This window comes from Micromonospora sp. bgisy143 (assembly GCF_057708145.1).
This window is the reverse complement of the sequence record NZ_JBYIRN010000007.1, coordinates 192,386-212,629: the sequence shown is the minus strand read 5'-3', so window position 1 is coordinate 212,629 and position 20,244 is coordinate 192,386. Positions and strand designations below refer to the sequence as shown.

The window sequence follows — 20,244 nt, the reverse complement described above, 5'->3', positions numbered from 1 at the left end:
CCTCGGTTCTGCGCGGTGGGCCTAGCGCTGGAGGGTCAGTACGCCCGGCCGCCACGGCAGCCGGTTGTAGTCGCCGCCCGCACCGGGGTCCTTGCCCTGGTACAGCAACTGCAGGTTGCAGGCGTCCACGGTCTTGGTCTGGTCGGGGTTGGTACGGACCAGGTCACCGTGGCTGATGTCGTTGGTCCACGAGGCGCCGCTGTTGGCCTTGCCGGCGAACGGGTTGCTCTCGCTGGCGGCCTGCGGGGTCCACGAGCCGCTCAGGCTGTTCGACGTGAACGACCGGAAATAGCGTCCCTGGCTCCCGATCGCCTCGACGATCATCAGGTACTGGTTCTGGCCGGCCACCTTGTAGACCTCGACGCCCTCGAACAGGTTGTTCGTCGAGTCGGTCATGATCGTCGTGTAGCTGGAGCCGAAGCTGCCCGGGAAGTTCCCCAGCGGCATGCTCGACCGGTAGATCTTGCCGTTGTCCCCGGCGAAGAAGAGGTACATGTTCTGGTCGTCGCCGATGAGGGTCTGGTCGATCACCCCGTACGGGGCGTCCGAGAGGGTGGCGGTGGACAGCGTCTGCGCCGAGGACCAGCCGTTGGCGTTGGTCGGGTCGCTCGACGTCTTGTAGCTGAACGAGGTCGGTCCCCACTGGTACGCCAGCACCCAGATGTTCTTCGGGGCGAAGTACAGCAGCGTGGGCGCCACGGTGCCCTGGCTCATTCCGTTCTGGCTGGCCGAGGCCATGTCGGACCAGTTGGTGAACGTGCCGAAGTTCATCGAGCTGTACTGGCCGCTGCTGTTCACGTACGACCCGTAGACCAGGTGCTGGCCGTTGTAGACCACGTTGGTGAAGTCCTTGAGCGAGAGCCAGCCGTTCTTCGGGCTGGCCAGTGCGCCGGTCGACGACCACCGGTAGGTCGACGGGAGCGCGCAGCCACCCGTCGGAGGCGGCGTGGTGGTCGGCGGGGCGGACGTCGGCGGTGCTGAGGTCGGCGTGGTGCCACCGAAGTCGGTCCGCCACTGCTGGTTGGTCTGGCCGTGGCAGTCGTACAGCTGGATCTGCTGGCCGTTACCGGTGCCCCAGACGTCCAGGCAGCGGCCGGACTGCACGCCGCTGATGGTGCCGTTGGAGTTGATGTTCCACTGCTGGTTCGTCCCGCTGTTGCAGTCCCAGATGATGATTCCGGTGCCGTTGGCGGTGGCCGCGCCGTTCGCGTCCAGGCACTTGCTGCCGTAGACCCGCAACTGCTTGGTGGAGGTGTACGTCCACTGCTGGTTCGACTGACTGTGGCAGTCGTAGAGCTGGACCCGGGTGCCGTTGGTCTGCGTCGCGTTGGGCACGTCGATGCACCGGCCCGACTGCACTCCGACGATCCGACCCGCACCACCGGTCGGCGGCGGGCTCGTGGTGGGGCTCACCGTCGGGCTGACGGTCGGGCTCACCGTCGGCGTCGCGGTCGGGCTCGAGGTCGGCGGGGCCGCGTTGAGCGCGTTGAGGACGGAGTTGTAGGCGGCCTTCTTGTTGCCGTTGCCGTCGAAGAGCAGCGGGCTCTCGTTCGAGCGCCAGGAGTCGCTGTCGCGTACGCCCCAGACGGTGATGCCGATGCAGCGCGGCACGTTCAGGCACGCCTGGGTCAGCCCGGCGTACTGGGTGGTGGAGGAGTTGGTGACGTCGACCTCGGTCAGCGCCACGTCCACGCCCAGCGCGGCGAAGCTGGAGAGCGTGGTCTGGAAGTTGCTCGGCAGCGAGCTGCCGCCGGTGAAGTGGGTCTGCAACCCGACGCAGTCGATCGGCACGCCGCGCGACTTGAAGTCCTGGATCATGCGGTAGACGCCCTGCGTCTTGCCGTACGACCAGTTCTCGATGTTGTAGTCGTTGTAGCAGAGCTTGACCGACGGGTCGGCCGCCCGGGCGGTGCGGAACGCCACCTCGATCCAGTCGTTGCCGGTGCCCTGGAGGTTGGAGTTGCGGCGGCTGCCGTCCTCGTTGAACGCCTCGTTGACCACGTCCCACGCGGCGAGCTTGCCCCGGTAGTGGCCCATCACGCCGTTGATGTGGTCGATCATCGCCTGACGCAGGCTGCTGCCGCTCAGGCTCTGCATCCACCCCGGCTGCTGCGCGTGCCAGGCCAGGGTGTGCCCCCGGACCTTCAGGCCACGCTGGGTCGCCCAGTTGTAGATCTGGTCACCGGAGTTGAAGTTGAACTGGCCCCGCTGGGGCTGCGTCGCGTCCGGCTTCATCTCGTTCTCGGCGGTGATCATGTTGAACTCGCGCGCCGCGATCGTGGTGTACGCCGAGTTGCTGAGCCGGCCCGCCGCGATGGCGGTGCCGAAGTACCGGCCCGACTGCGCGGCGGCCGCGCCGAGCGTGCTCGCGGCGGCGTTCGCCGAGGGCATCATCACCGCGACGGCGGCCACGGTGACGACGCTGAACGTGCCGGCGAGCAGCGCTCGGACGACGGGCGATCGCCGTCGCCGAACCCCGCCGCGCGGGACGGATGGGTTTATTGCCATCTCTGCCTCCTTACTGGCCTGCACCCGGGCCGCCGAGGCGGGGACGACCAGACGTTTTAGTTGGGGATTTATTCCAGTCGATGTCATACCACGCGACCGGCCCGGGCAATGAAGGTTTCGGAAAAGTTTCGGAAATGTGTTGGGCTGGCGCGGCACGGCACGGCCGGTCACGCCGACCGGCGGTCACCGTCGAGACGGTGACCGGCCGGAACGACGTGGCCCGACCTCAGGCGATGGCGCAGGCGGTGTTGTTGACGGTGAAGGCCGTCGGCTTCGGGTTGCTGCCGTTGTGCGTGCCGTTGAAGCCGAAGCTCACCGACGCTCCCGGCGCGATCGCGCCGTTGTAGGACAGGTTCGTCGCGGTGACCGCCGCGCCGGACTGGCTGACGCTCGCCGACCAGCCCTGGCTGACGGTCTGCCCGCCCGGGAAGCTGAACCGCAGCGTCCAGCCGTTGAGCGCGGTGGTGCCGGTGTTGGTGATGGTCACCGTCGCGGTGAAGCCGGTGTTCCAGTCCGTCGTGGCGTACCCCACCGAGCAGGTGCCGCCGACCGGCGGCGCCGCCGTGGTGACCGAGACCGGCGCGGACGCCGCGGAGGTGTTGCCGGCCGCGTCGACGGCCACCACGTAGAACTGGTACGCCGTGGAGGCGGTCAGCCCGGTCACGGCGAGGGTGCTGCCGGTCGGTGAGCCGATGAGCACGTCGGTCGCGCCCGCCTCGCGGTAGACCCGGTAACCGGTGACGCCCACGTTGTCGGTGGACGGCGTCCAGGCCAGGGTGAGGCCGGTGGCGGTGACCGCCGAGGCGACCGGTGTGCCGGGCGTGCTCGGCACGGTCGTGTCGGTGGAGCCGGTCGGCGGCGTGGTCACGGTGAGCACCGGTGACGCCGCCGAGGTGTTGCCCGCGCCGTCCCGGGCCACCACGCTGAACTCGTACGACGTCGCCGGCAGCAGCGTCGAGATGCTCAGCGTGGTGCCGGTGACCGGCCGGTTCACCACCGTGTCGCTGCCGACCTGGACCTCGCGGACCTCGTAGCCGGCCAGCCCGCTGCCGCCGGTGTCGGTGGACGCCGCCCAGGTCAGGGTGACCGAGCGGGACGCGAGGTTGGATGCCACCGGCTTGCCCGGGACGCTCGGCGCGGTGGTGTCCGGCACGACCGGCCCCGGCTCCTCACCCCAGACGCGGGTGCTGCCGGCGTAGAGCGGAACCTTGCGGTTCGGGCCGGCGGTCGCCTGGTACGACGGGTCGTTTGTCGGGTCCCAGGTGCCGCCCTCCGGCACACCGATCTTGAACTGGACCTCCATCCGGTGCTGCGACTGCCCGGCCGGAGCGATGGTGTAGCCGGTGCAGTCCACCTCGACGTACCAGATGTCGCCGCTGAACTGCTTGGCGCTGCTCGGCGACGGGCAGCCCTGCGTGTAGCCGGAGGTGACCTGCACCGGACCGGTGCCGTCGGGCCGGAAGTAGTACCGGAACTTGCCGTTGGTGAGCGCGCGGGCCGGGAACGCCGACTTGTTGTAGACGATCGCTTTGAGCCCGGTGGCCCGGGGCTCGGCCTGCATGACAGTGGTCTCCACGGTCAACTCGTCCATGTCCGGCGTCTCGGCGACCGGGAAGTTCGCCAGCGGCGTGCCGCCGTACTCGGAGGTCAGCCGGACCAGCGCGGACGTGAAGCCGGCGTTGTAGTCGGTGGCCACCTCGTTCATCACGTAGTCCGAGCGGCTGTCGCTGTACGCGTCGTTGGCCGAGGACGGGCCGCCGACCAGCGCGCCGTAGAGGGTGTGCCGGGTCTCGACGGGCACGGTCTGGCTGTCCCACCAGGAGCCGTGCGCGGTGCGGTGGTGCGGGTTCTTCGGCGAGTTGGCGCCGAACCCGATGACGTAGCTGGAGTTGCGCGGGTTGTCACCGAGCGCGTAGTTGATCTGCCGCACCGCGAAGTCGTGGTACCGCGCCTTGCGGGTGGTGTCGGTGGTCTTGTCGCTGTAGACCAGCGCGGCGAAGGAGGTGTTGGCCGCGTAGCGCAGTGCCCCCCAGGAGTCGAGCACCGCCATTCCGCCGGGCGAGTACGGCACCCGCTGCCCGTTCACCCCGACCGTCCAGTAGTCCAGCCAACGGTTGGCGTCGTCGACGTACTTCTGATTACCGGTCAGGTTCGCCAGCAGCACGTACGCCCCGAACTGCTTGTTGTCCCAGGCGATCGTCCACTTGTAGGAGCGGGTCGTGGACTGCGGCTCGGTGCCGAGCTTGTCGTACTCACTCTCGGCCTTGGTCAGGTAGCTGGCGTCGCCGGTGGCCCGGTAGAGCCAGATCGCGGCCCACACCAGCTCGTCCTGGTAGCCGCTCCACGACTTGTAGAACGAGGCCGCGTCGGTGATGCACTCGCTGTACGCCTTCCGCACGGTGTCGGCGAACGTGTAGAGCTGCCGGGCGTGGGTGAGCAGCTTGTCCGCGTAGGTCGCGTCGGTGGGCCGGAACACCATCGACGAGGCGGCCATCGCGGCGGCCGTCTCCCCCGCCAGGTCCGCGCCGCCACAGCTCGCATCGATCTTGTACGCGGGCCGCGCCATCGGCAGCACCTCGGCCGGGCCCCACCACTTGTGGTCGTCGTCGCCCTTGCCGACCTGTCCGTAGAGGACGTTCGCCGACGGGTGCGCCTTGATGAAGTAGTCGTTGACGAAGCGCAGGTTGTTCAACAGGTGCGGCAGTTGCCCGGAGGAGGCGTAGCCGCTGCGGTACTCCACCGCGCCCCAGGCGAGCATGGTGGCGCTGAACGCCATCGGGAAGCCGAACTTGACGTGGTCGCCGGCGTCGTACCAGCCGCCGGTGAGGTCGACTCCGGTGCCGGCGCCGTCGGTGAGGGCGCTGTCGCCGCGCCAGGAGACGCGGTTCCAGTCGGGCAGCTGGCCGGACTGCTGCGCCTCGTAGAACAGCAGCGACTTCTGCAACGCCTCGGCGTAGTTGAAGGAGGGCGCGGCGGACGCGGGCCCGGGCGTCGGCGCGGCGACCGCGAGGGACGCGCCGGTGAGCAGGGCGACGCCGGCGGCCAGCAGCCGCCGGGGCCACGGTTGGTCGGCGACGGGCGACCGCCCGGGGTGGCCGGTGGACGGCCGGGTCAGGTGGCGCATGAAGGGCTCCTGTTAGCCAGGCGCCGCCGGTGGTCGCACCGACGCGGGACGGCGTGGGGGCGGCACGGCCACCGGCGACAGCGGGGGTGGCGGTGTGACCACGGGCCGTGGAAGCGCTCCCATGGATATCCGACAATGTAATGTGCACCTCGCCGGTTGGGAAGCCCACGCCGGTTGGGAGACCTCGCCGGTTGGGAAGACCACGCCGCGCCACAGCGCCACCGCGCTCCCGGACGTTACGTCGACACGCGCGTCGCCGGGCGGAAAGTCGACCCGGCAGTCAGGTTCATCCGAGGCGTCGTCCCAGCTCAGCCCGATCTACCGATGCCGTCGGGCGGTCCCGCTCATGGGATCATGAGCGGCCCCCTCGACCGATCTCGGAGGAATCCTCATGCCACTGCGTCGGCGCCTGGAGCGCTCGGCCATCTGCACGGCCGCCGCCACGGCCGTTCTCGCTCTTGCCGCACCGGCCTGGGCATCGAGCGTCGCCCTCCTCAACGGCGCCCACGTCGGGGCGAAAGCCGGGACGTTCCAGCAGGAGTGCCGGGACCCGCGGTTCGGCGACCGACCCACTGATCAGGACGGCTGGCACTTCGTGCTGCCCAGCAAGCGGGCCGGTGACTTCCAGACCCTGACCCTGACCTTCACGGACACCGCCGGTAGCTCGGTGACGGTCAGCGTGCCGAACCCCGCCGACGCCTACACCGATTTCCTGGTCGCCAACGGCGGCGGTGACAAGCAGGTCAAGCACGCCTACCTGTTCACTCCGGCCGGCTGGACGTTGACCGGCGGCAGCGCCCAGGTCAGCGGCGAGGGCGAGCGGTTCAACCTCAGCCACACCTGCGCCGGCACCGGGGCCACCAGTTCGCCGACGCCGACGCCGACCACCCCGGCGACCACCACCCCGCCGGGCACCGCCTCGCCGACGCCGTCGGAGTCGACCACGGCCACGCCGTCAGGGTCGGTCACGCCGACGGAGTCGACCTCGTCGTCGGAGTCGGTGACGCCCGGTGGGTCGACCTCGGCCTCGGAGATCGCCGGCGGCGGTGACAGCGGCGGCAACCTGCCGCTCACCGGCGTGGCCGTCACCAGCTTCGCGCTGACCGGCGTCGCGCTCATCGCCGGGGGCGCTCTCCTGATGATGCGTCGCCGTCGGGACCGGATCACCTTCACCAGCTGACCGTCGAACGCCCACGACCGGTCCCGGACATTCCCCGGTGGCCGGTCGTGGTCGTTCCGGACGGCACCGGAACCCCGAGCGGCACGGTCAGCGTGAGCAGACCGCCGTCCCGCTGCACCGAGCTGGACCGGTCCAGCCGCCGCAGCGTCCGCAGCATGGGCGCGTTGTCCGCCCGTACGTGCAGCAGCAGCGCCGCGTACCCGGCCCGGTCGGCGTGCGACACCAACCGGCGCAGCAGGGCCGAGCCCAGGCCGCGGCGCTGCCAGTCGTCGCGTACCAGTAGTGCCACCTCGGCCTCGTCGCCCTCGCCGAGCAGGTTCGCCATGGCGACCACCGCGCCGTCGGAGTCGGTGGTCGTGGCGACCAGGGTGACCCCGCGACTCGGCTCCAGCAGTCGACGCAGTCGGACCGGCGACGGCAGCGCCGCCCCACTCAGGTAGCGCCGCTCCCGACTGCGCGGGGAGCACGCCTCGTGCAGCTCCACCACGCCCGACAGGTCGTCCGCGCACGCCGGTCGTACGGCCACCTCGACACCGTCCGGCAGCACCAGGGTGACGTGCTCGGCAGCTCGACGGGTGAGGGTGGCGGCCAGCTCGACCAGAGCCTGCGCCCGGGCGTACTCCGCCGGGGTGAAGGCGGGCGCGGCCCGGTGCAGCGCGAACTCGCCGCCCGTCGGATCGGCCAGCACCATGCTCGTGTCGGTGCTGCCCCGGTCCGCACCGGTCGCCGCCGGACGCCAGCTCACCGAGTCGGCGCCGAGCAGGGTCCGCAACGCCTCACCCGTCGCGTCCGGGTCGCGCACCAGCCGGTTGGCCAGCCCCAGCACCCGGGTCGGCTGGTCGGCCAGGCCGCGCGCCTCGCTGCGCGCCACCCAGCAGTCCCGCCCGCGCCCCCGCTCGACGGCGGCGATCAGCCCGGCCTCGTCGAGCGTGTCCGGAGCGTCGACCAGGAAGTCGTCCACCGCGCCCTGCTCGGTGGGCTGCACCTGCACGGTGAGGATGTTGACCCCGCGCAGCGCCAGGCTCGCCGTGAGGACCGACAGATAGCCGGGCCGGTCGTCCACCGTCGCTCGGATCCGCCACAACGTCATGGTTGGCTCCCTTCCCCACCCAGAGCCTTGCCCGCGGCTGTTGCCGCCCGGTTGCTCGCCGGTGTCGACCCGGGAACTCCTCGCGCCGGTCAGGGGCCGGCGATCACCGGAGGCACGCCGACCAGGTCCAGTCGGTCCCCCAGGATGACCGCGCTGGCCCGGACGAGCTGAGTGAGCCGGTCGACCTCCGTGCTGTGGAAACCCGCGGCGCAGAGGGTCTCGTTGTGCTCGCGGGCCACCACCAGCACCAGACCGGCCCGCCCGAACGGCGCGATCGCGTAGTGGGTGCCGTCGGGCGCGGTCATCGACCGGCCGCGCAGCGGAGTCACCTCCGGCAACCGCGGCGGTACGGGCGCGCGCCAGCTCGCGTGGCCGACGGTGGCCCCGCCGCCCCCGGTACGCGACGCCCAGTCCGCCGGGACCACGGCCGCTACCGCCCAGTCGGCCGCCAGCAGCCCCGGCACGGCGTCCACCAGGGTCGCCAGCCCGTCGGCCGGGTTGGCCGCGACCTGGGCCAGCAGCTCCGCGTCCTGGCCGGTGGTGGTGGGCGCGCCGATCGCCCGCCACACACCGTCCACCCGTACGCCGGGGATCGCCGCGAGACCGGCCAGCAGCCGTTCGACGCGGGCCGCGCCGGGCCACACCACCGTGAAGTCGTCCACCGCGCGCCCGCCGAGACGCTCCAGGACCACGACCTGCACGATGTCCGCGCCGGAGACACCCAGGGTGCGGGCGACCTGGCCGAGGGTGCCCGGACGATCCGGCAGGGTGACCCGAACTCGCAGCAACATGTCTGTCCCTCCGCTCGGCGGGCCGGCGACGGCCGGCAGGCTGACAACAGCCTGGTCGTTGACCATTTCGTCCCTGTTGCAGAGGCATGTCCCGAGGGGAAAATCTGACCTTGACAACGTGAGCGGGCTGCCATCAACTAGTCGGATGACCGATCCGGCCGCCAGCGCGCTCCGGCCGGGTGCCGTCCCCGCCACCCCCGCCACCCCCGCCGGCGTCGACCTCGATCGGCTCGCCGACCACCTGGCGACGCACCGACCTGAGCTGGCCGTGGGGCCGATGCGCGCCCAGTTGATCGCGGGCGGCAAGTCCAACCTCACCTACCTGCTGCGACTCGGCGACCGAGAGGTCGTGCTGCGTCGCCCGCCGCTGGGGCACGTGCTGGCCACCGCGCACGACATGGCCCGCGAGTTCCGGGTCATCTCCGCGCTGGCGCCCACCGAGGTGCCGGTGCCCGGCGCGCTGCTGCTCTGCACCGACACCGAGGTTCTCGGCGCACCGTTCTACCTGATGGAACGCATGCCCGGCGAGGTGTTCCGCACCCGCGCCCAGACCGACCCGCTGGGCGACGAGCGCCGCCGGGCCCTCGCCATGGCGATGATGGACACCCTCGCCGCGCTGCACACCGTCGAGCCGGCCGCCGTCGGGCTCGCCGACTTCGGCCGCCCCGAGGGCTACCTGGCCCGGCAGGTCCGCCGCTGGGCCGGGCAGCTCGACCGCTCGCGCAGCCGCGACCTGCCCGGCATCGACGAGCTGCGCGACCGGCTCGCCGCGACCGCACCCGAGGGCGCGAACGCCGGCCGCATCGTGCACGGCGACTACCGGCTGGACAACCTCCTCGCCTCGGCCGACCCGGTGGCCGTACACGCCGTCCTGGACTGGGAGATGGCCACCCTCGGCGATCCCCTCGCCGACCTGGGGCTGCTGCTGACGTACTGGGACGTGCTGGGCGACAGCGACACGGCAGCCGGCAACCCGGTCGCCGACGGCCTCGGCCCGCGCGCCGGCTTCCCCAGCGGGGCCGAGCTGATCGAGCGGTACGCCGGGCGCAGCGACGTCGACGTCGGGCCGCTGCACTGGCACGTGGCGCTGGGCTGCTTCAAGCTCGCGGTCATCTGCGAGGGCATCCACTACCGCCACACGCTCGGGCAGACGCTCGGCGAGGGCTTCGACCGGATCGGCGAGATGGTGGCACCGCTGGTCGCGCACGGGCTGACCGCCGCCGGGGAGCGGTGATGGACTTCGCGTACGACGCCCGGACCGAGGAGCTGCGCGGCGAGCTGACCCGGTTCCTGACCGAGCACGTCTACCCGGCCGAGCCGGTGCACGCCGAGCAGGCGGCCACCGGCGACCCCTGGTCTCGTACCCCGGTGCTGGCCGAACTGAAGGCGGAGGCCCGCAAGCGTGGCCTGTGGAACCTGTTCCTGCCCGACCCGCGCTACGGCGCCGGCCTGACCAACCTCCAGTACGCGCCGCTCGCCGAGCTGACCGGGCGCAGCCCGCACCTGGCGCCCGAGGCGGTCAACTGCGCGGCTCCGGACACGGGCAACATGGAGTTGCTGGCCGAGTTCGGCTCGGACGCCCAGCGCGAGCGCTGGCTCATGCCACTGCTGGAGGGCGAGATCCGCTCGGCCTTCTGCATGACCGAGCCGGAGGTCGCCTCCTCCGACGCGACAAACATCGCCACCCGGATCACCCGCGACGGCGACGAGTACGTCATCAACGGCCGCAAGTGGTGGTCGTCCGGCGCGATGGACCCGCGCTGCGAGATCTTCATCGTGATGGGCAAGACCGACCCGGACGCCGACCGGCACCGCCAGCAGAGCATGGTGCTCGTCCCCCGGGACACCCCGGGCGTGACCGTCCGCCGGGGCATGCACGTCTTCGGCTACACCGACGGCACGCACGGCGGGCACGCCGAGATCGACTTCACCGACGTACGGGTGCCGGCCGCCAACCTGATCGGCGCGGAGGGCACCGGCTTCGCCATCGCCCAGGCGCGGCTCGGCCCGGGCCGCATCCACCACTGCATGCGGTTGATCGGAATGGCTGAGCGGGCATTGGAGCTGCTCTGTCGCCGGGCCAACGAGCGGATCGCGTTCGGCCGCCCCCTGGCCGAGCAGGGCGTCGTACGGGAGTGGATCGCCGAGTCGCGGGTCCGCATCGAACAGGCCCGTCTCCTGGTGCTCAAGACGGCCTGGCTGATGGACACCGTCGGCAACAAGGGCGCGCACACCGAGATCCAGGCCATCAAGATCGCCACGCCGGCGATGGCCGAGTGGGTGATCGACAAGGCCATCCAGGGGTACGGCGGCGCCGGCGTCAGCCAGGACACCCCGCTGGCCGCCCTCTGGGCGCAGACCCGCACCCTGCGCCTCGCCGACGGGCCCGACGAGGTCCACCGCAACTCCCTGGCCAAACGCGAACTACGCCGCTGGCTCCCCTAACCCACCCCGCGCCTCCCCTCCCGCCCCGCCCCCGGTCCCGGTCCCGGTTGATCATGAAGTTATTGCCACCGCCGTCGGCGTTTCGTGGCAATAACTTCATGATCGACGCGGCCGAAGGGCGCGGTGACAGGGTGCGGGTCTGAGCTGGCGACGGTCTCATCGGAGATCCGCGCAACTTCGGGGATGTTGCTGTTTCCCGCGCGCCGTAAGCAGCAATATCCCCGATGTTGCGCGGATGTTGGCACGGCGCGATACGCGCGGGGTGGGCCGGCGCGCGGGCGCGCGGGGCGCGGGGTGGGGGTTAGGCGCTGGCGCGGTGGACTAGTTGGGTGTCCAGGAGGATGTGCGGGGCGGGGAGGTCGTCACCGCGGATGCGGGCGACCAGCAGTCGGGCCATCTGCCGGCCCATCTCCTCCACCGGCTGGAACACGCTCGTCAGCGGTGGGTCCGCCTGCCGGGCGACCGGGGCGTCGTCGAAGCCGATCACGGCGACGTCCTCCGGGACACGCCGGCCGGCGTCGCGCAGGGTGCGCAGCGCGCCGAACGCCATCAGGTCGGACGCGACGAAGACGGCGTCCAGGTCCGGGCAGGCGTCCAGCAGCCGGCGCATGGCGGTCGCCCCGCTGCTCTCGCTGAAGTCGCCGTACGCGATCAGGTCGGGGTTGACGCCGACCCCGGTGGCCTTGACGGCCTCGGTGTAGCCGGCCAGTCGGGCCAGGCCGGCGCCCATGTCCTGCGGGCCGGCGATGGTGGCGATGCGCCGCCGCCCCTGGCCGGTCAGGTACTCGACCGCCTGCCGTGCGCCGCCAACGTTGTCCACGTCGACGAACCACGCCGGCTGGGCGCCGGGTTGCAGCATCCGGGCCGGCCGGCCACCGAGCACCGCGGGCAGGCCGCGCTCCTCCAGCAGGGTGGGCAGCGGATCGGAGTCGTGCAACGACAGCAGCAGTACGCCGTCGACGTGCTGGTTGGTGAGGTGGTGCTCGACGCGTTCCCGCTCCACCGGCGACTGGGCCATCGCCAGCCAGAGCTGCATGGGGGTCTCCAGCAGGCCGGAGCTGATCCCCCGCACGATCGCCGCGAAGAACGGCTCGGTGAAGACCCGCTCCCCGGACTCGGAGACCACCAGGGCCACCGAGTCGGTCCGCTGGGTGACCAGCGCCCGGGCGGCCCGGTTCGGGACGTACCCCAGCTCGGCGATCGCCTGTTGGACCGCGGCCCGGGCCTCCGGGCTGACCTGGGGCGAGCCGTTGACCACGCGCGAGACCGTGCCCCGACCCACGCCGGCGCGCGCCGCGACCGCGTCGAGGGTCGGGCGCCCGAGCGAGCGGGTGCGCTGCGTTGTCATCGTCTGCTCCTCCGACGGCGGGCGGACCCGGCGCCACCCGAGAGTGGATGCCGGGACCGCCCTGATGGCTGGCCCGAGCCTATTGTGCGGCCAGACCGTTGCGTCGGATCACCGAGGCGTACCACCTGGCGCTGGACTTGGGGATGCGAAGCTGGCTGTCGTAGTCGACGTGGATCATGCCGAAGCGCTTGGTGTAACCCCAGGCCCACTCGAAATTATCCATCAATGACCAGGCAAAGTACCCCCGCAGGGGCACGCCGGCGTTGATCGCCTCGTGGCAGGCCCGCAGGTGCGCGTCGAAGTAGGCCAGCCGGTCGACGTCGTCGACCTGCCCGTCGACGACGGTGTCGACGAACGCGGAGCCGTTCTCGGTGACGTACAGAGGCAGGTCGGTGTACTGCTCGTGGACCCGCCGCAGCGTCTCCACCAGGCCCGGGGCGTCGATCTCCCAGTCCATGTCGGTGACCGGGATGCCCCGGGTGACGAACCGGACGTCCTCGCTGCCCGGCCAGCAGGAGGGTGCCCGCCAGTACGGCTCGGGCTCGGCGCCCTCGACCGGCGCGGCGACCACGTGCCGGCTGTAGTAGTTGATCCCGACCAGGTCCAGCGGCGTGGAGATGGTCGCCAGGTCACCGTCCTGGACGTGGTCGAAGTCGGTGACCTCACGCAGGTCGGCCACCAGATCCTCCGGGTACGACCCGCGCAGCAGCGGGTCGAGGAAGAAGCGGTTGGCCAGCCCGTCGATCCGCCGGGCCGCGTCGACGTCGGCGGGGGCGTCGGTGGCCGGGTCGACCGGGTACAGGTTGACGGTCACGCCCACCTCGGCGGTGGGCCGGGCGGCCCGCAGCGCCTGCACGGCCAGGCCGTGCCCGAGCATCAGGTGGTGGCCGGCGCGTACCGCGTCCGCGCCGTTGGACCGACCCGGGGCGTGCACGCCGGAGCCGTACCCGAGGAACGCCGAGCACCACGGCTCGTTCAGCGTCGTCCAGTAGCGCACCCGGTCGCCGAGCGCGTCGGCGACGAGCGTCGTGTAGTCGGCGAAGCGGGCGGCGGTGTCGCGCGCCGGCCAGCCGCCGGCGTCCTCCAACTCCTGGGGCAGGTCCCAGTGGTAGAGGGTGAGCCACGGCTCGATGTCGTGGGCCAGCAGCTCGTCCACGAGCCGCCGGTAGAAGTCCAGGCCCTTCGGGTTGGCCGCGCCCGTGCCGCCGGGCTGCACCCGGGGCCAGGAGACCGAGAAACGGTACGACTTCAGGCCCAGCTCGGCCATCAGCGCGACGTCGTCACCGAGCCGGTGGTAGTGGTCGCAGGCCACGTCACCGGTGTGCCCGTTGAGCACCTTCTCCTCGGTGTGACTGAAGGTGTCCCAGATCGACGGGGTGCGGCCGTCCTCGGCCGCCGCCCCCTCGATCTGGTAGGCCGCGGTCGCGGCTCCCCAGAGGAAGCCGGGTGGAAAGGTCAGCCCGGAACGCTCGTCGAGGAGGTCGACGGCGGATGGGCTGGCGGGGTTGCTCACGACTTGACGGCACCTTCCATGATCCCGCCAATGATCTGGCGGCCGAACAGAACGAAAACGATGAACAGCGGAAGGGTCGCGATGAGCGTACCCGCGAAAATCTGAGAATTGTCCGCGAAGTACGCGGTGTTCAGACTGCGCAGCGAGATCTGCACGGTCGGGTTCGCCGGGTCGGCGAGCACCACGAAGGGCCAGAAGAACTGGTTCCACTGCTCCATGAAGGTGAGCAGTCCGAGCACGGCCGCCGCGGGCCGCAGCGCCGGCACCACCACGTGCCAGTAGACACGCCAGGTGGAGCAGCCGTCGACGCGCGCCGCCTCGATCAACTCGTTGGGCACCGCCTGCTCGGCGTACTGGCGCATCATGAAGATGCCGAATCCGCCGATCAGGAACGGCACCGTCACCGACGGCATCGTGTTCAGCCATTCCAGCTTCGCCATGAGGATGTACAGCGGAAGCACACCGAGCTGGATGGGAATCATCATCGAGGCCAGGATGATGAGCAGCAACGCGTTCTTGCCACGGAAGCGCAGCTTCGCGAACGCGAACCCGGCGAGCGAGCCGAAGAACACGGTCGCCACCGTGATCGTGCCCGACACCAGGAACGAGTTCATCAGGCCCTTGACGATGTTCGCGTCGCCGTTGTCGAGCACCCGCTGGATGTTCTCGCCCAGCTTGCCGCCGGGCAGGAACGGCGGCGGCCAGGAGTTCGCGGCGTCGCTGGTCCGCGAGGCGATGACGATCATCCAGTAGAACGGGAAGAGCGACAGGATGACGCCGAGGACGAGCCCGAACCAGGTCAGCGGGCTGGCCGTCCAGAGCTTCTCCGCACTGTGGCGGATGCCGTTGCGCTCGGCCGGTGGCCGGACCGACGGCGGTCGCAGAGTGGTACTGGTCATGGGTGGGCCACCCTCACTTGTCGGAGCTGATGCGGCGGGCCAGCAGGTAGTTGATGAACGAGACGGACGCGATCAGCAGGAACAGCACCAGGGCGACGGCGCCCGCGTACCCCCACCGGAACCGCTGGTTCATGACGTCCAGCAGGTACATCGTGATCGTCTGGAACTGCCCCTCCGTGCCGCCGGAGAGCGCGCCCGAGCCGCTGGTGAACATCAGCGGCTCGGTGAAGAGCTGCAGACCGCCGATGGTCGAGATGATCAGCGTGAAGATGATGGTGGGGCGCAGCTGCGGGATGGTGATCGACCAGAACTGGCGGCGTTGCGAGGCGCCGTCGAGGGCGGCCGCCTCGTACACGTCCTTGCTGATCGACTGCATCGCGGCGAGGTAGATGAGAGCGTTGTAGCCCACCCACCGCCAGTCGACCATGGTGGCGATGGCGACCCAGGAGGCGAAGCGGTTGGCCCGCCAGTCGATGGGGCCGAGACCGACCAGGTCGAGCAGCCAGTTCATCAGGCCGAAGTCGCGGGCGTAGATCATCGAGAAGATGAGCGCCACCACGGCGGTCGAGGTGATGATCGGCATCGCGATGGCCAGCCGGAAGAACATCTGGCCGCGGATGCGCCGGTTCAGCGCGTTGGCCAGCATCAGCGCGATGAGCAGCTGCGGAATGGTGGAGAGCGCGAACATCCCGAAGGTGTTCACCACCGCGTTCCAGAACTGCGGGTCGTTCGTGAACAGCTCGACGAAGTTGTCCAGACCGACGAAGCTGATCGTCGCGTTCATCGGTGACCGGTCGGTCATCGCGATCCAGAACGTGTAGACGATCGGGTAGACGCCGAAGATCGCGAACAGCACGAAGAACGGCAGCACGAAGACGTACGGGGTGAAGCGCAGATCCAGCCGGTTCAGCTGCCGGCGGCGCGCCGTTGAGTGCCGCGGTGCCGGTCGCGGCCCGCGGGCCGAGGCGCCCGGCGGCGCGGGGGTCTTCAGGGAGCTCATGAGCGGTCCTTCACACTCGGCGGCGCCGTCGTGGGGCGCCGCGGCAGGGCGTTCAACGCGGGTTCACGGGTGGTGCCGGAGCGGCACCACCCGTGAGCGCGTCGCAGCCGTTACTTGCCTGCTGCCTGGCCGTTCTTCACCGCGTCCTGCCAAGCGGCGTCGGCGGCCTTACCCTGCTCGATGCTGCGCAGCGCGTTCTCGACCGCGTCCCGGACCGCCTGGTTCTTCGGGCCGAGGTAGACCGGCTTCAGCTCCTTCGCGCCGGCGGCGAAGATCTTGCCGATCGGCGCGCCGCTGAAGTACTCGTTGGTGGCGGCGAGCACGGCCGGGTCCTCGAGGGCCTGCGGCGACGAGGGCAGGTTGCCGACCTTCTTGAACGCCTCGGTCTGGCTCTTGGCGCTGGTCAGGAACTTGGCCAGCTCAGCGGCTTCCTTCTGGTGCTTGCTGGACTTCGGCACGGCCAGCCAGGAACCGCCCCAGTTGCCGCCGTTGCCCGGCGCCTTGGCGACGTCCCACTTGCCGGCCGCCGCGTCACCGGCCTGACCCTTGATGACACCCGTCATCCACGCCGGGCAGCCGATGGTGGCGAAGCTGCCGTTCTTGAAGCCGGCGTTCCACTCGTTCGAGAAGCTCCGCAGGTTGTTCGACAGACCCGCGCTGATCATCTTGGTGGTCTGCTGGAACGCGGACTGCACGTCCGGGTTCTCACCGACGACGAGCTTGTTGCTCTTGTCGAAGTAGGTGTAGCCGTTGCCCGCGCCCGCCGTCTGCATCAGCACGATGTTGTAGAAGTTGGTCGCCGAGTCGACGAACTTGTGCTTCTTGTCGGCGGCGGCGAACTTCTGGCCCTGCGCGATGAAGTCGTCCCACGTCGGCCAGAGGGCGCCGACCTGCTCGCGGTCGGTCGGCAGGCCGGCGGCCTTGAAGAGGTCGCTGCGGTAGCAGACGGCCATGCCACCGACGTCGGTGCCGAGGCCGAGCACCTTGCCGTCCGGCGTGAGGCCACCCTCCCACTTCCACGGCAGGAAGTTGCCCTTGAGGTCGTTGGCGCCGTGGTCGGCCAGGTTCACGAACTTGTCGGCCTGCGCGAAGAACTGCACGATCGTGCCCTCTTCGAGAGCGACGACGTCGCCGGCACCGGCACCGGCGGTGATCTGCTGCGTCAGGCGGGTGTTGTAGTCACCCAGGCCGAGGCCCTTGCCGCGCTCCTGGATCGTGACGTTCGGGTGCTCCGTCTGGTACTGCTTGTACAGGTCCTCGTAGCCGAAGCCCTGGTCGCCGAAGACGTCGACGACCAGGGTGACCTTGCCGCCGTCCGAATCGGACGACGAGTCGCCGTCGCCGCAGGCGGTCGCCGCGGCGAGCACGGCGACTGACGCGAGCGCGATCGCCGCGAAACGACGACGTGAGGTGACGCTCATCCTGACCCCTCTCAAGTGGTGAGGCTTGGTGTGTCGTGCGTGGTGGGGGGTGCTGTAGCGCCCCGCGCCGCTCGACCGGTGGCCGAGGGCGTCTGGGGTGTGCGGTGAAGGAGACTTCCGCCACTCCCCCGGGAGCGCTCCCATGAGATTGCCGGGGCGCTACCAGGGTGTCAATAGACCATTGGGAGCGTTCCCAGATCGTTACCGCCCTGTTTCGAAGCGGCGCACCGGGGACTTTCGGCAGCCTGACCGGCCAGGTCAGCAGAAGCGACGCAGCAGCGTGGTGGCGACGGCGGGATCGAAGAACGCCGGGTCGAAGCCGTCGGTGACCCAACCGCTCAACAGCGCCCGCTCCGGATGAGTCGGATCGGTCAGGGCCGCCAGCAGCGCCTGGTAGCCCAGCGGACCACCGATACCCTCCGGCGGGCAGGCCCCCGCACCGTCCAGGCAGAGCGGATACCGCTCGTCCTGGTCGGCGGCGAGCGCGTCCTCGACGACCAGGTCGTGCTCCCACCAGTCCCCGAAGTCGTACGTGTAGGAGAACCGAGTGCCCTTGCCGAGCACCGCGTCCAGCCGGACGTCCAGCTCGTCGTGCACCGCCAGCGCCCCGTCCGGGTCGGGTTCGCCGTACGCCACCGCGTCGATCTCGAACGAGTGCAGGTGGCAGTCCCGCCAGCCCATCGCGTGCTGCGCGACCCGGTGCAGCCGGTCCAGCGTGTAGCCGGCCGGGACGAGCACCCGACGCCAGATGGGCGGACGGACGCCGGCGAGGGACATCTTCAGCTGGAAGATCTGACGCGGCATGCTGTCCTGTCCTTCAGCGGCTTAGGCTGCGAGCATGATCTGCCGAGCGTGCCGGGCCCGGCGGCACGACGACTGCCCGGGCCGGAACTGGTGCGACTGCCAGCACCGTACCGCCGAACCGACCCCTCCGGTCACTGGTCCGGCCGGCGAATGACGGTCGGAATTCCGATCCGGCGACTCTGACCCGCGCCCACGGTCCCGCCACCCCTCGCGTGACGGGCCGTCGCCCGGTCGCACACCCAGCGTCGCCGGTGTGACCGACCATGGTGTCGTCCGCCGCGTCGCGTGGCGACCTGTCGTACTCCTCGGGCAGGATGCACGCATGCTTCCCGACCGCGCTGCCCGACCGACCGGAGTCGCCCGATGACCGACGCCGACCTCGACGGCCCGGGCGAGCTGGTCGGCCGGGTGCTGGGCACCGCCGACGCCACGCCGTTGCAGTTCTGGACGGCCGTGGCCCCCGGCAGTTACCTCCAGCTCGACGACGTGGTGGTCACCCGTCGTGAGCTGCCCGACCGAGAGCCGGTCACGATCGCCGGGGTGGTCACCCAGGTCCGGGCCCGGCACGAGGGCGCCCAGTTCGACTCGGACGTCTTCGCCATCGCCGACGGCACGCTGCCCGCCCAGGTGCAGGAGGCGGCCGAGGTCACCACCACCCGGGTCGACCCAGAGCTGTACGTGCCGCCGACCCCGGGGGCCGTGGTGCACCGGGCCGAGGGTGACGCGCGGGCCCGCGCGCTGCACTTCGACCGGATGGAACGGCGTATCCCGATGGGGATGGGCCGCGACGGTGTGCCGGTCTACCTGAACGCCGACTTCCTCGACGGCAGCCGGGGCGCGCACGTCTCCATCTCCGGCATCTCCGGGGTGGCCACCAAGACGAGCTTCGCCACCTTCCTGCTCTACTCGGTGTTCCGCTCCGGCGTCCTGGGCGGCGACGCGGTCAACGGCAAGGCGCTCATCTTCAACGTCAAGGGCGAGGACCTGCTCTTCCTCGACCACCCCAACACCCGCCTCGACGATGCGACCCGGGCGGCGTACGCCAAGCTGGGCCTGAGCGCCGGCGCGTTCCCCGATGTGCGGGTGTACGCCCCGCCCCGGGTCGGCGACGCGGCCGGCACGCCGGACGTGAGCAGCCGGTTGACCGGCGTGGACGCCTTCTACTGGACGCTGAGCGAGTTCTGTTCCGACCGCCTGCTGCCGTACGTCTTCGCCGACGCCGACGACGAGCGCCAGCAGTACACGATGGTGGTGCATTCGGTCGCGGCGCACCTGGCCCGGTACGCCCAGCCCGCCGACGGTGGGGTGAGCATCGACGGGGTCCGGCTCGGCTCCTACGGCGACCTGGTCGACCACATCGTCGATGCGCTCAACGACGACGAGACCCGCTCCGACTGGGCCGGCAGCGCGGTCGGCCTGGGCACCGTCAACGCGTTCGCCCGCCGGCTGATCGGCAGCAAGAAGGACCTGGCCCGGCTGATCCGGGGCGACCTGGCGGTCCGCCGTCCGCACTCGATCAACACCAGCGAGTCGGCCCAGGTGACCGTCGTCGACCTGCACAACCTTCCCGACCGGGCGCAGCGGTTCGTGGTGGGTGTGACGCTCAAGAGCGAGTTCGAGCGCAAGGAGAAGGCCGGCACCGCCAAGCCGTTGCTCTTCGTCGTCCTCGACGAGCTCAACAAGTACGCGCCCCGGGAGGGCTCCTCGCCCATCAAGGAGGTGCTGCTCGACATCGCCGAGCGCGGTCGCTCGCTCGGGGTCATCCTGATCGGCGCCCAGCAGACCGCGAGCGAGGTGGAGCGCCGCATCGTCACCAACTCGGCGATCCGGGTGGTCGGTCGGCTCGACCCGGCCGAGGCGTCCCGCCCGGAGTACGGCTTCCTGCCACCGGCCCAGCGTCAGCGGGCGCTGCTCGCCAAGCCGGGCACCATGTTCGTCAACCAGCCGGACATCCCGGTGCCGCTCTGCCTGGAGTTCCCGTTCCCGGCGTGGGCCACCCGGGTCTCCGAGGCGGGCCGCGCCCCCTCGGAGACGCTGCGCTCGATCACCCAGTCCGCCGATCCGTTCGCCGTGGTGGGCTCCGGCGGCGGCAGCGACGACGACATCCCGTTCTAGGCAGGG

14 protein-coding genes are annotated in these 20,244 nt (G+C 70.6%); 4 read left to right on the top strand and 10 right to left on the bottom strand.

Features of this window, described 5'->3' with window-relative positions:
* Nucleotides 1-21 precede the first annotated feature (21 nt).
* On the bottom strand, nt 22-2,508 hold the full coding sequence (locus tag AC3EN4_RS12270; protein WP_435206031.1) for a non-reducing end alpha-L-arabinofuranosidase family hydrolase: 2,487 nt from the start codon (nt 2,506-2,508) through the stop codon (nt 22-24).
* 226 nt (nt 2,509-2,734) lie between these two features.
* Nucleotides 2,735-5,632, bottom strand: coding sequence for a glycoside hydrolase family 9 protein (locus tag AC3EN4_RS12265; RefSeq protein WP_435206030.1), 2,898 nt, complete (start codon nt 5,630-5,632; stop codon nt 2,735-2,737).
* Between the two features lie 391 nt (nt 5,633-6,023).
* Here AC3EN4_RS12265 and AC3EN4_RS12260 point away from each other — a divergent pair, with 391 nt between their 5' ends.
* Nucleotides 6,024-6,812: an LPXTG cell wall anchor domain-containing protein gene (locus tag AC3EN4_RS12260; RefSeq protein WP_435206029.1), complete on the top strand. Its 789-nt coding sequence runs from the start codon at nt 6,024-6,026 to the stop codon at nt 6,810-6,812.
* Here the strand turns inward: AC3EN4_RS12260 and AC3EN4_RS12255 are convergent.
* Nucleotides 6,802-7,902: a GNAT family N-acetyltransferase gene (locus AC3EN4_RS12255; RefSeq protein ID WP_435206028.1), complete on the bottom strand. Its 1,101-nt coding sequence runs from the start codon at nt 7,900-7,902 to the stop codon at nt 6,802-6,804. The genes AC3EN4_RS12260 and AC3EN4_RS12255 overlap by 11 nt on opposite strands.
* 89 nt (nt 7,903-7,991) lie before the next feature.
* The gene (locus AC3EN4_RS12250; protein WP_435206027.1) at nt 7,992-8,693 is read right to left on the bottom strand and encodes an ACT domain-containing protein; all 702 of its coding nucleotides are present in this window, start codon (nt 8,691-8,693) and stop codon (nt 7,992-7,994) included.
* Nucleotides 8,694-8,838: 145 nt separating this feature from the next.
* Between AC3EN4_RS12250 and AC3EN4_RS12245 the strand changes: the two genes are divergently transcribed.
* Together AC3EN4_RS12245 and AC3EN4_RS12240 are read left to right on the top strand one after the other, a co-directional pair.
* Nucleotides 8,839-9,927, top strand: a complete 1,089-nt coding sequence (locus AC3EN4_RS12245) for a phosphotransferase family protein (protein WP_435206026.1) — start codon at nt 8,839-8,841, stop codon at nt 9,925-9,927.
* A complete protein-coding gene (locus AC3EN4_RS12240; RefSeq protein WP_435206025.1) occupies nt 9,927-11,138 on the top strand; it encodes an acyl-CoA dehydrogenase family protein in 1,212 nt (403 codons plus the stop codon). Before AC3EN4_RS12245 ends, AC3EN4_RS12240 begins: the two co-directional genes overlap by 1 nt.
* A gap of 301 nt (nt 11,139-11,439) precedes the next feature.
* On the opposite strand, the gene AC3EN4_RS12235 is transcribed toward AC3EN4_RS12240, so the two are convergent.
* The 6 genes from AC3EN4_RS12235 to AC3EN4_RS12210 all read right to left on the bottom strand — a co-directional run bounded on the left by AC3EN4_RS12235 (nt 11,440) and on the right by AC3EN4_RS12210 (nt 18,123).
* Entirely contained in the window at nt 11,440-12,486 is a 1,047-nt protein-coding gene (locus AC3EN4_RS12235) for a LacI family DNA-binding transcriptional regulator (RefSeq protein WP_435206024.1), read from the bottom strand.
* Nucleotides 12,487-12,565: 79 nt separating this feature from the next.
* Entirely contained in the window at nt 12,566-13,999 is a 1,434-nt protein-coding gene (locus AC3EN4_RS12230; RefSeq protein WP_435206023.1) for a GH1 family beta-glucosidase, read from the bottom strand.
* Nucleotides 13,996-14,841, bottom strand: coding sequence for a carbohydrate ABC transporter permease (locus AC3EN4_RS12225; protein ID WP_355051884.1), 846 nt, complete (start codon nt 14,839-14,841; stop codon nt 13,996-13,998). The genes AC3EN4_RS12230 and AC3EN4_RS12225 overlap by 4 nt, the downstream gene beginning before the upstream one ends.
* A 70-nt stretch (nt 14,842-14,911) precedes the next feature.
* Complete coding sequence (locus AC3EN4_RS12220) at nt 14,912-15,898, bottom strand: carbohydrate ABC transporter permease (RefSeq protein WP_355051753.1); 987 nt, start codon at nt 15,896-15,898, stop codon at nt 14,912-14,914.
* Between the two features lie 110 nt (nt 15,899-16,008).
* Nucleotides 16,009-17,319: an ABC transporter substrate-binding protein gene (locus AC3EN4_RS12215; RefSeq protein WP_422739014.1), complete on the bottom strand. Its 1,311-nt coding sequence runs from the start codon at nt 17,317-17,319 to the stop codon at nt 16,009-16,011.
* A gap of 258 nt (nt 17,320-17,577) precedes the next feature.
* Complete coding sequence (locus AC3EN4_RS12210) at nt 17,578-18,123, bottom strand: plasmid pRiA4b ORF-3 family protein (RefSeq protein ID WP_435206022.1); 546 nt, start codon at nt 18,121-18,123, stop codon at nt 17,578-17,580.
* A gap of 363 nt (nt 18,124-18,486) precedes the next feature.
* On the opposite strand from AC3EN4_RS12210, the gene AC3EN4_RS12205 reads away from it, so the two are divergent.
* Nucleotides 18,487-20,238, top strand: a complete 1,752-nt coding sequence (locus tag AC3EN4_RS12205; RefSeq protein ID WP_435206021.1) for an ATP-binding protein — start codon at nt 18,487-18,489, stop codon at nt 20,236-20,238.
* Nucleotides 20,239-20,244 lie beyond the last annotated feature (6 nt).

Coding starts and splice junctions, on each gene's coding strand:
- AC3EN4_RS12270 (WP_435206031.1), bottom strand. CDS start 2,508: ATGGCAATAAACCCATCCGTCCCGCGCGGCGGGGTTCGGCGACGGCGA.
- AC3EN4_RS12265 (WP_435206030.1), bottom strand. CDS start 5,632: ATGCGCCACCTGACCCGGCCGTCCACCGGCCACCCCGGGCGGTCGCCC.
- AC3EN4_RS12260 (WP_435206029.1), top strand. CDS start 6,024: ATGCCACTGCGTCGGCGCCTGGAGCGCTCGGCCATCTGCACGGCCGCC.
- AC3EN4_RS12255 (WP_435206028.1), bottom strand. CDS start 7,902: ATGACGTTGTGGCGGATCCGAGCGACGGTGGACGACCGGCCCGGCTAT.
- AC3EN4_RS12250 (WP_435206027.1), bottom strand. CDS start 8,693: ATGTTGCTGCGAGTTCGGGTCACCCTGCCGGATCGTCCGGGCACCCTC.
- AC3EN4_RS12245 (WP_435206026.1), top strand. CDS start 8,839: ATGACCGATCCGGCCGCCAGCGCGCTCCGGCCGGGTGCCGTCCCCGCC.
- AC3EN4_RS12240 (WP_435206025.1), top strand. CDS start 9,927: ATGGACTTCGCGTACGACGCCCGGACCGAGGAGCTGCGCGGCGAGCTG.
- AC3EN4_RS12235 (WP_435206024.1), bottom strand. CDS start 12,486: ATGACAACGCAGCGCACCCGCTCGCTCGGGCGCCCGACCCTCGACGCG.
- AC3EN4_RS12220 (WP_355051753.1), bottom strand. CDS start 15,898: ATGAGCTCCCTGAAGACCCCCGCGCCGCCGGGCGCCTCGGCCCGCGGG.
- AC3EN4_RS12215 (WP_422739014.1), bottom strand. CDS start 17,319: ATGAGCGTCACCTCACGTCGTCGTTTCGCGGCGATCGCGCTCGCGTCA.
- AC3EN4_RS12210 (WP_435206022.1), bottom strand. CDS start 18,123: ATGCCGCGTCAGATCTTCCAGCTGAAGATGTCCCTCGCCGGCGTCCGT.
- AC3EN4_RS12205 (WP_435206021.1), top strand. CDS start 18,487: ATGACCGACGCCGACCTCGACGGCCCGGGCGAGCTGGTCGGCCGGGTG.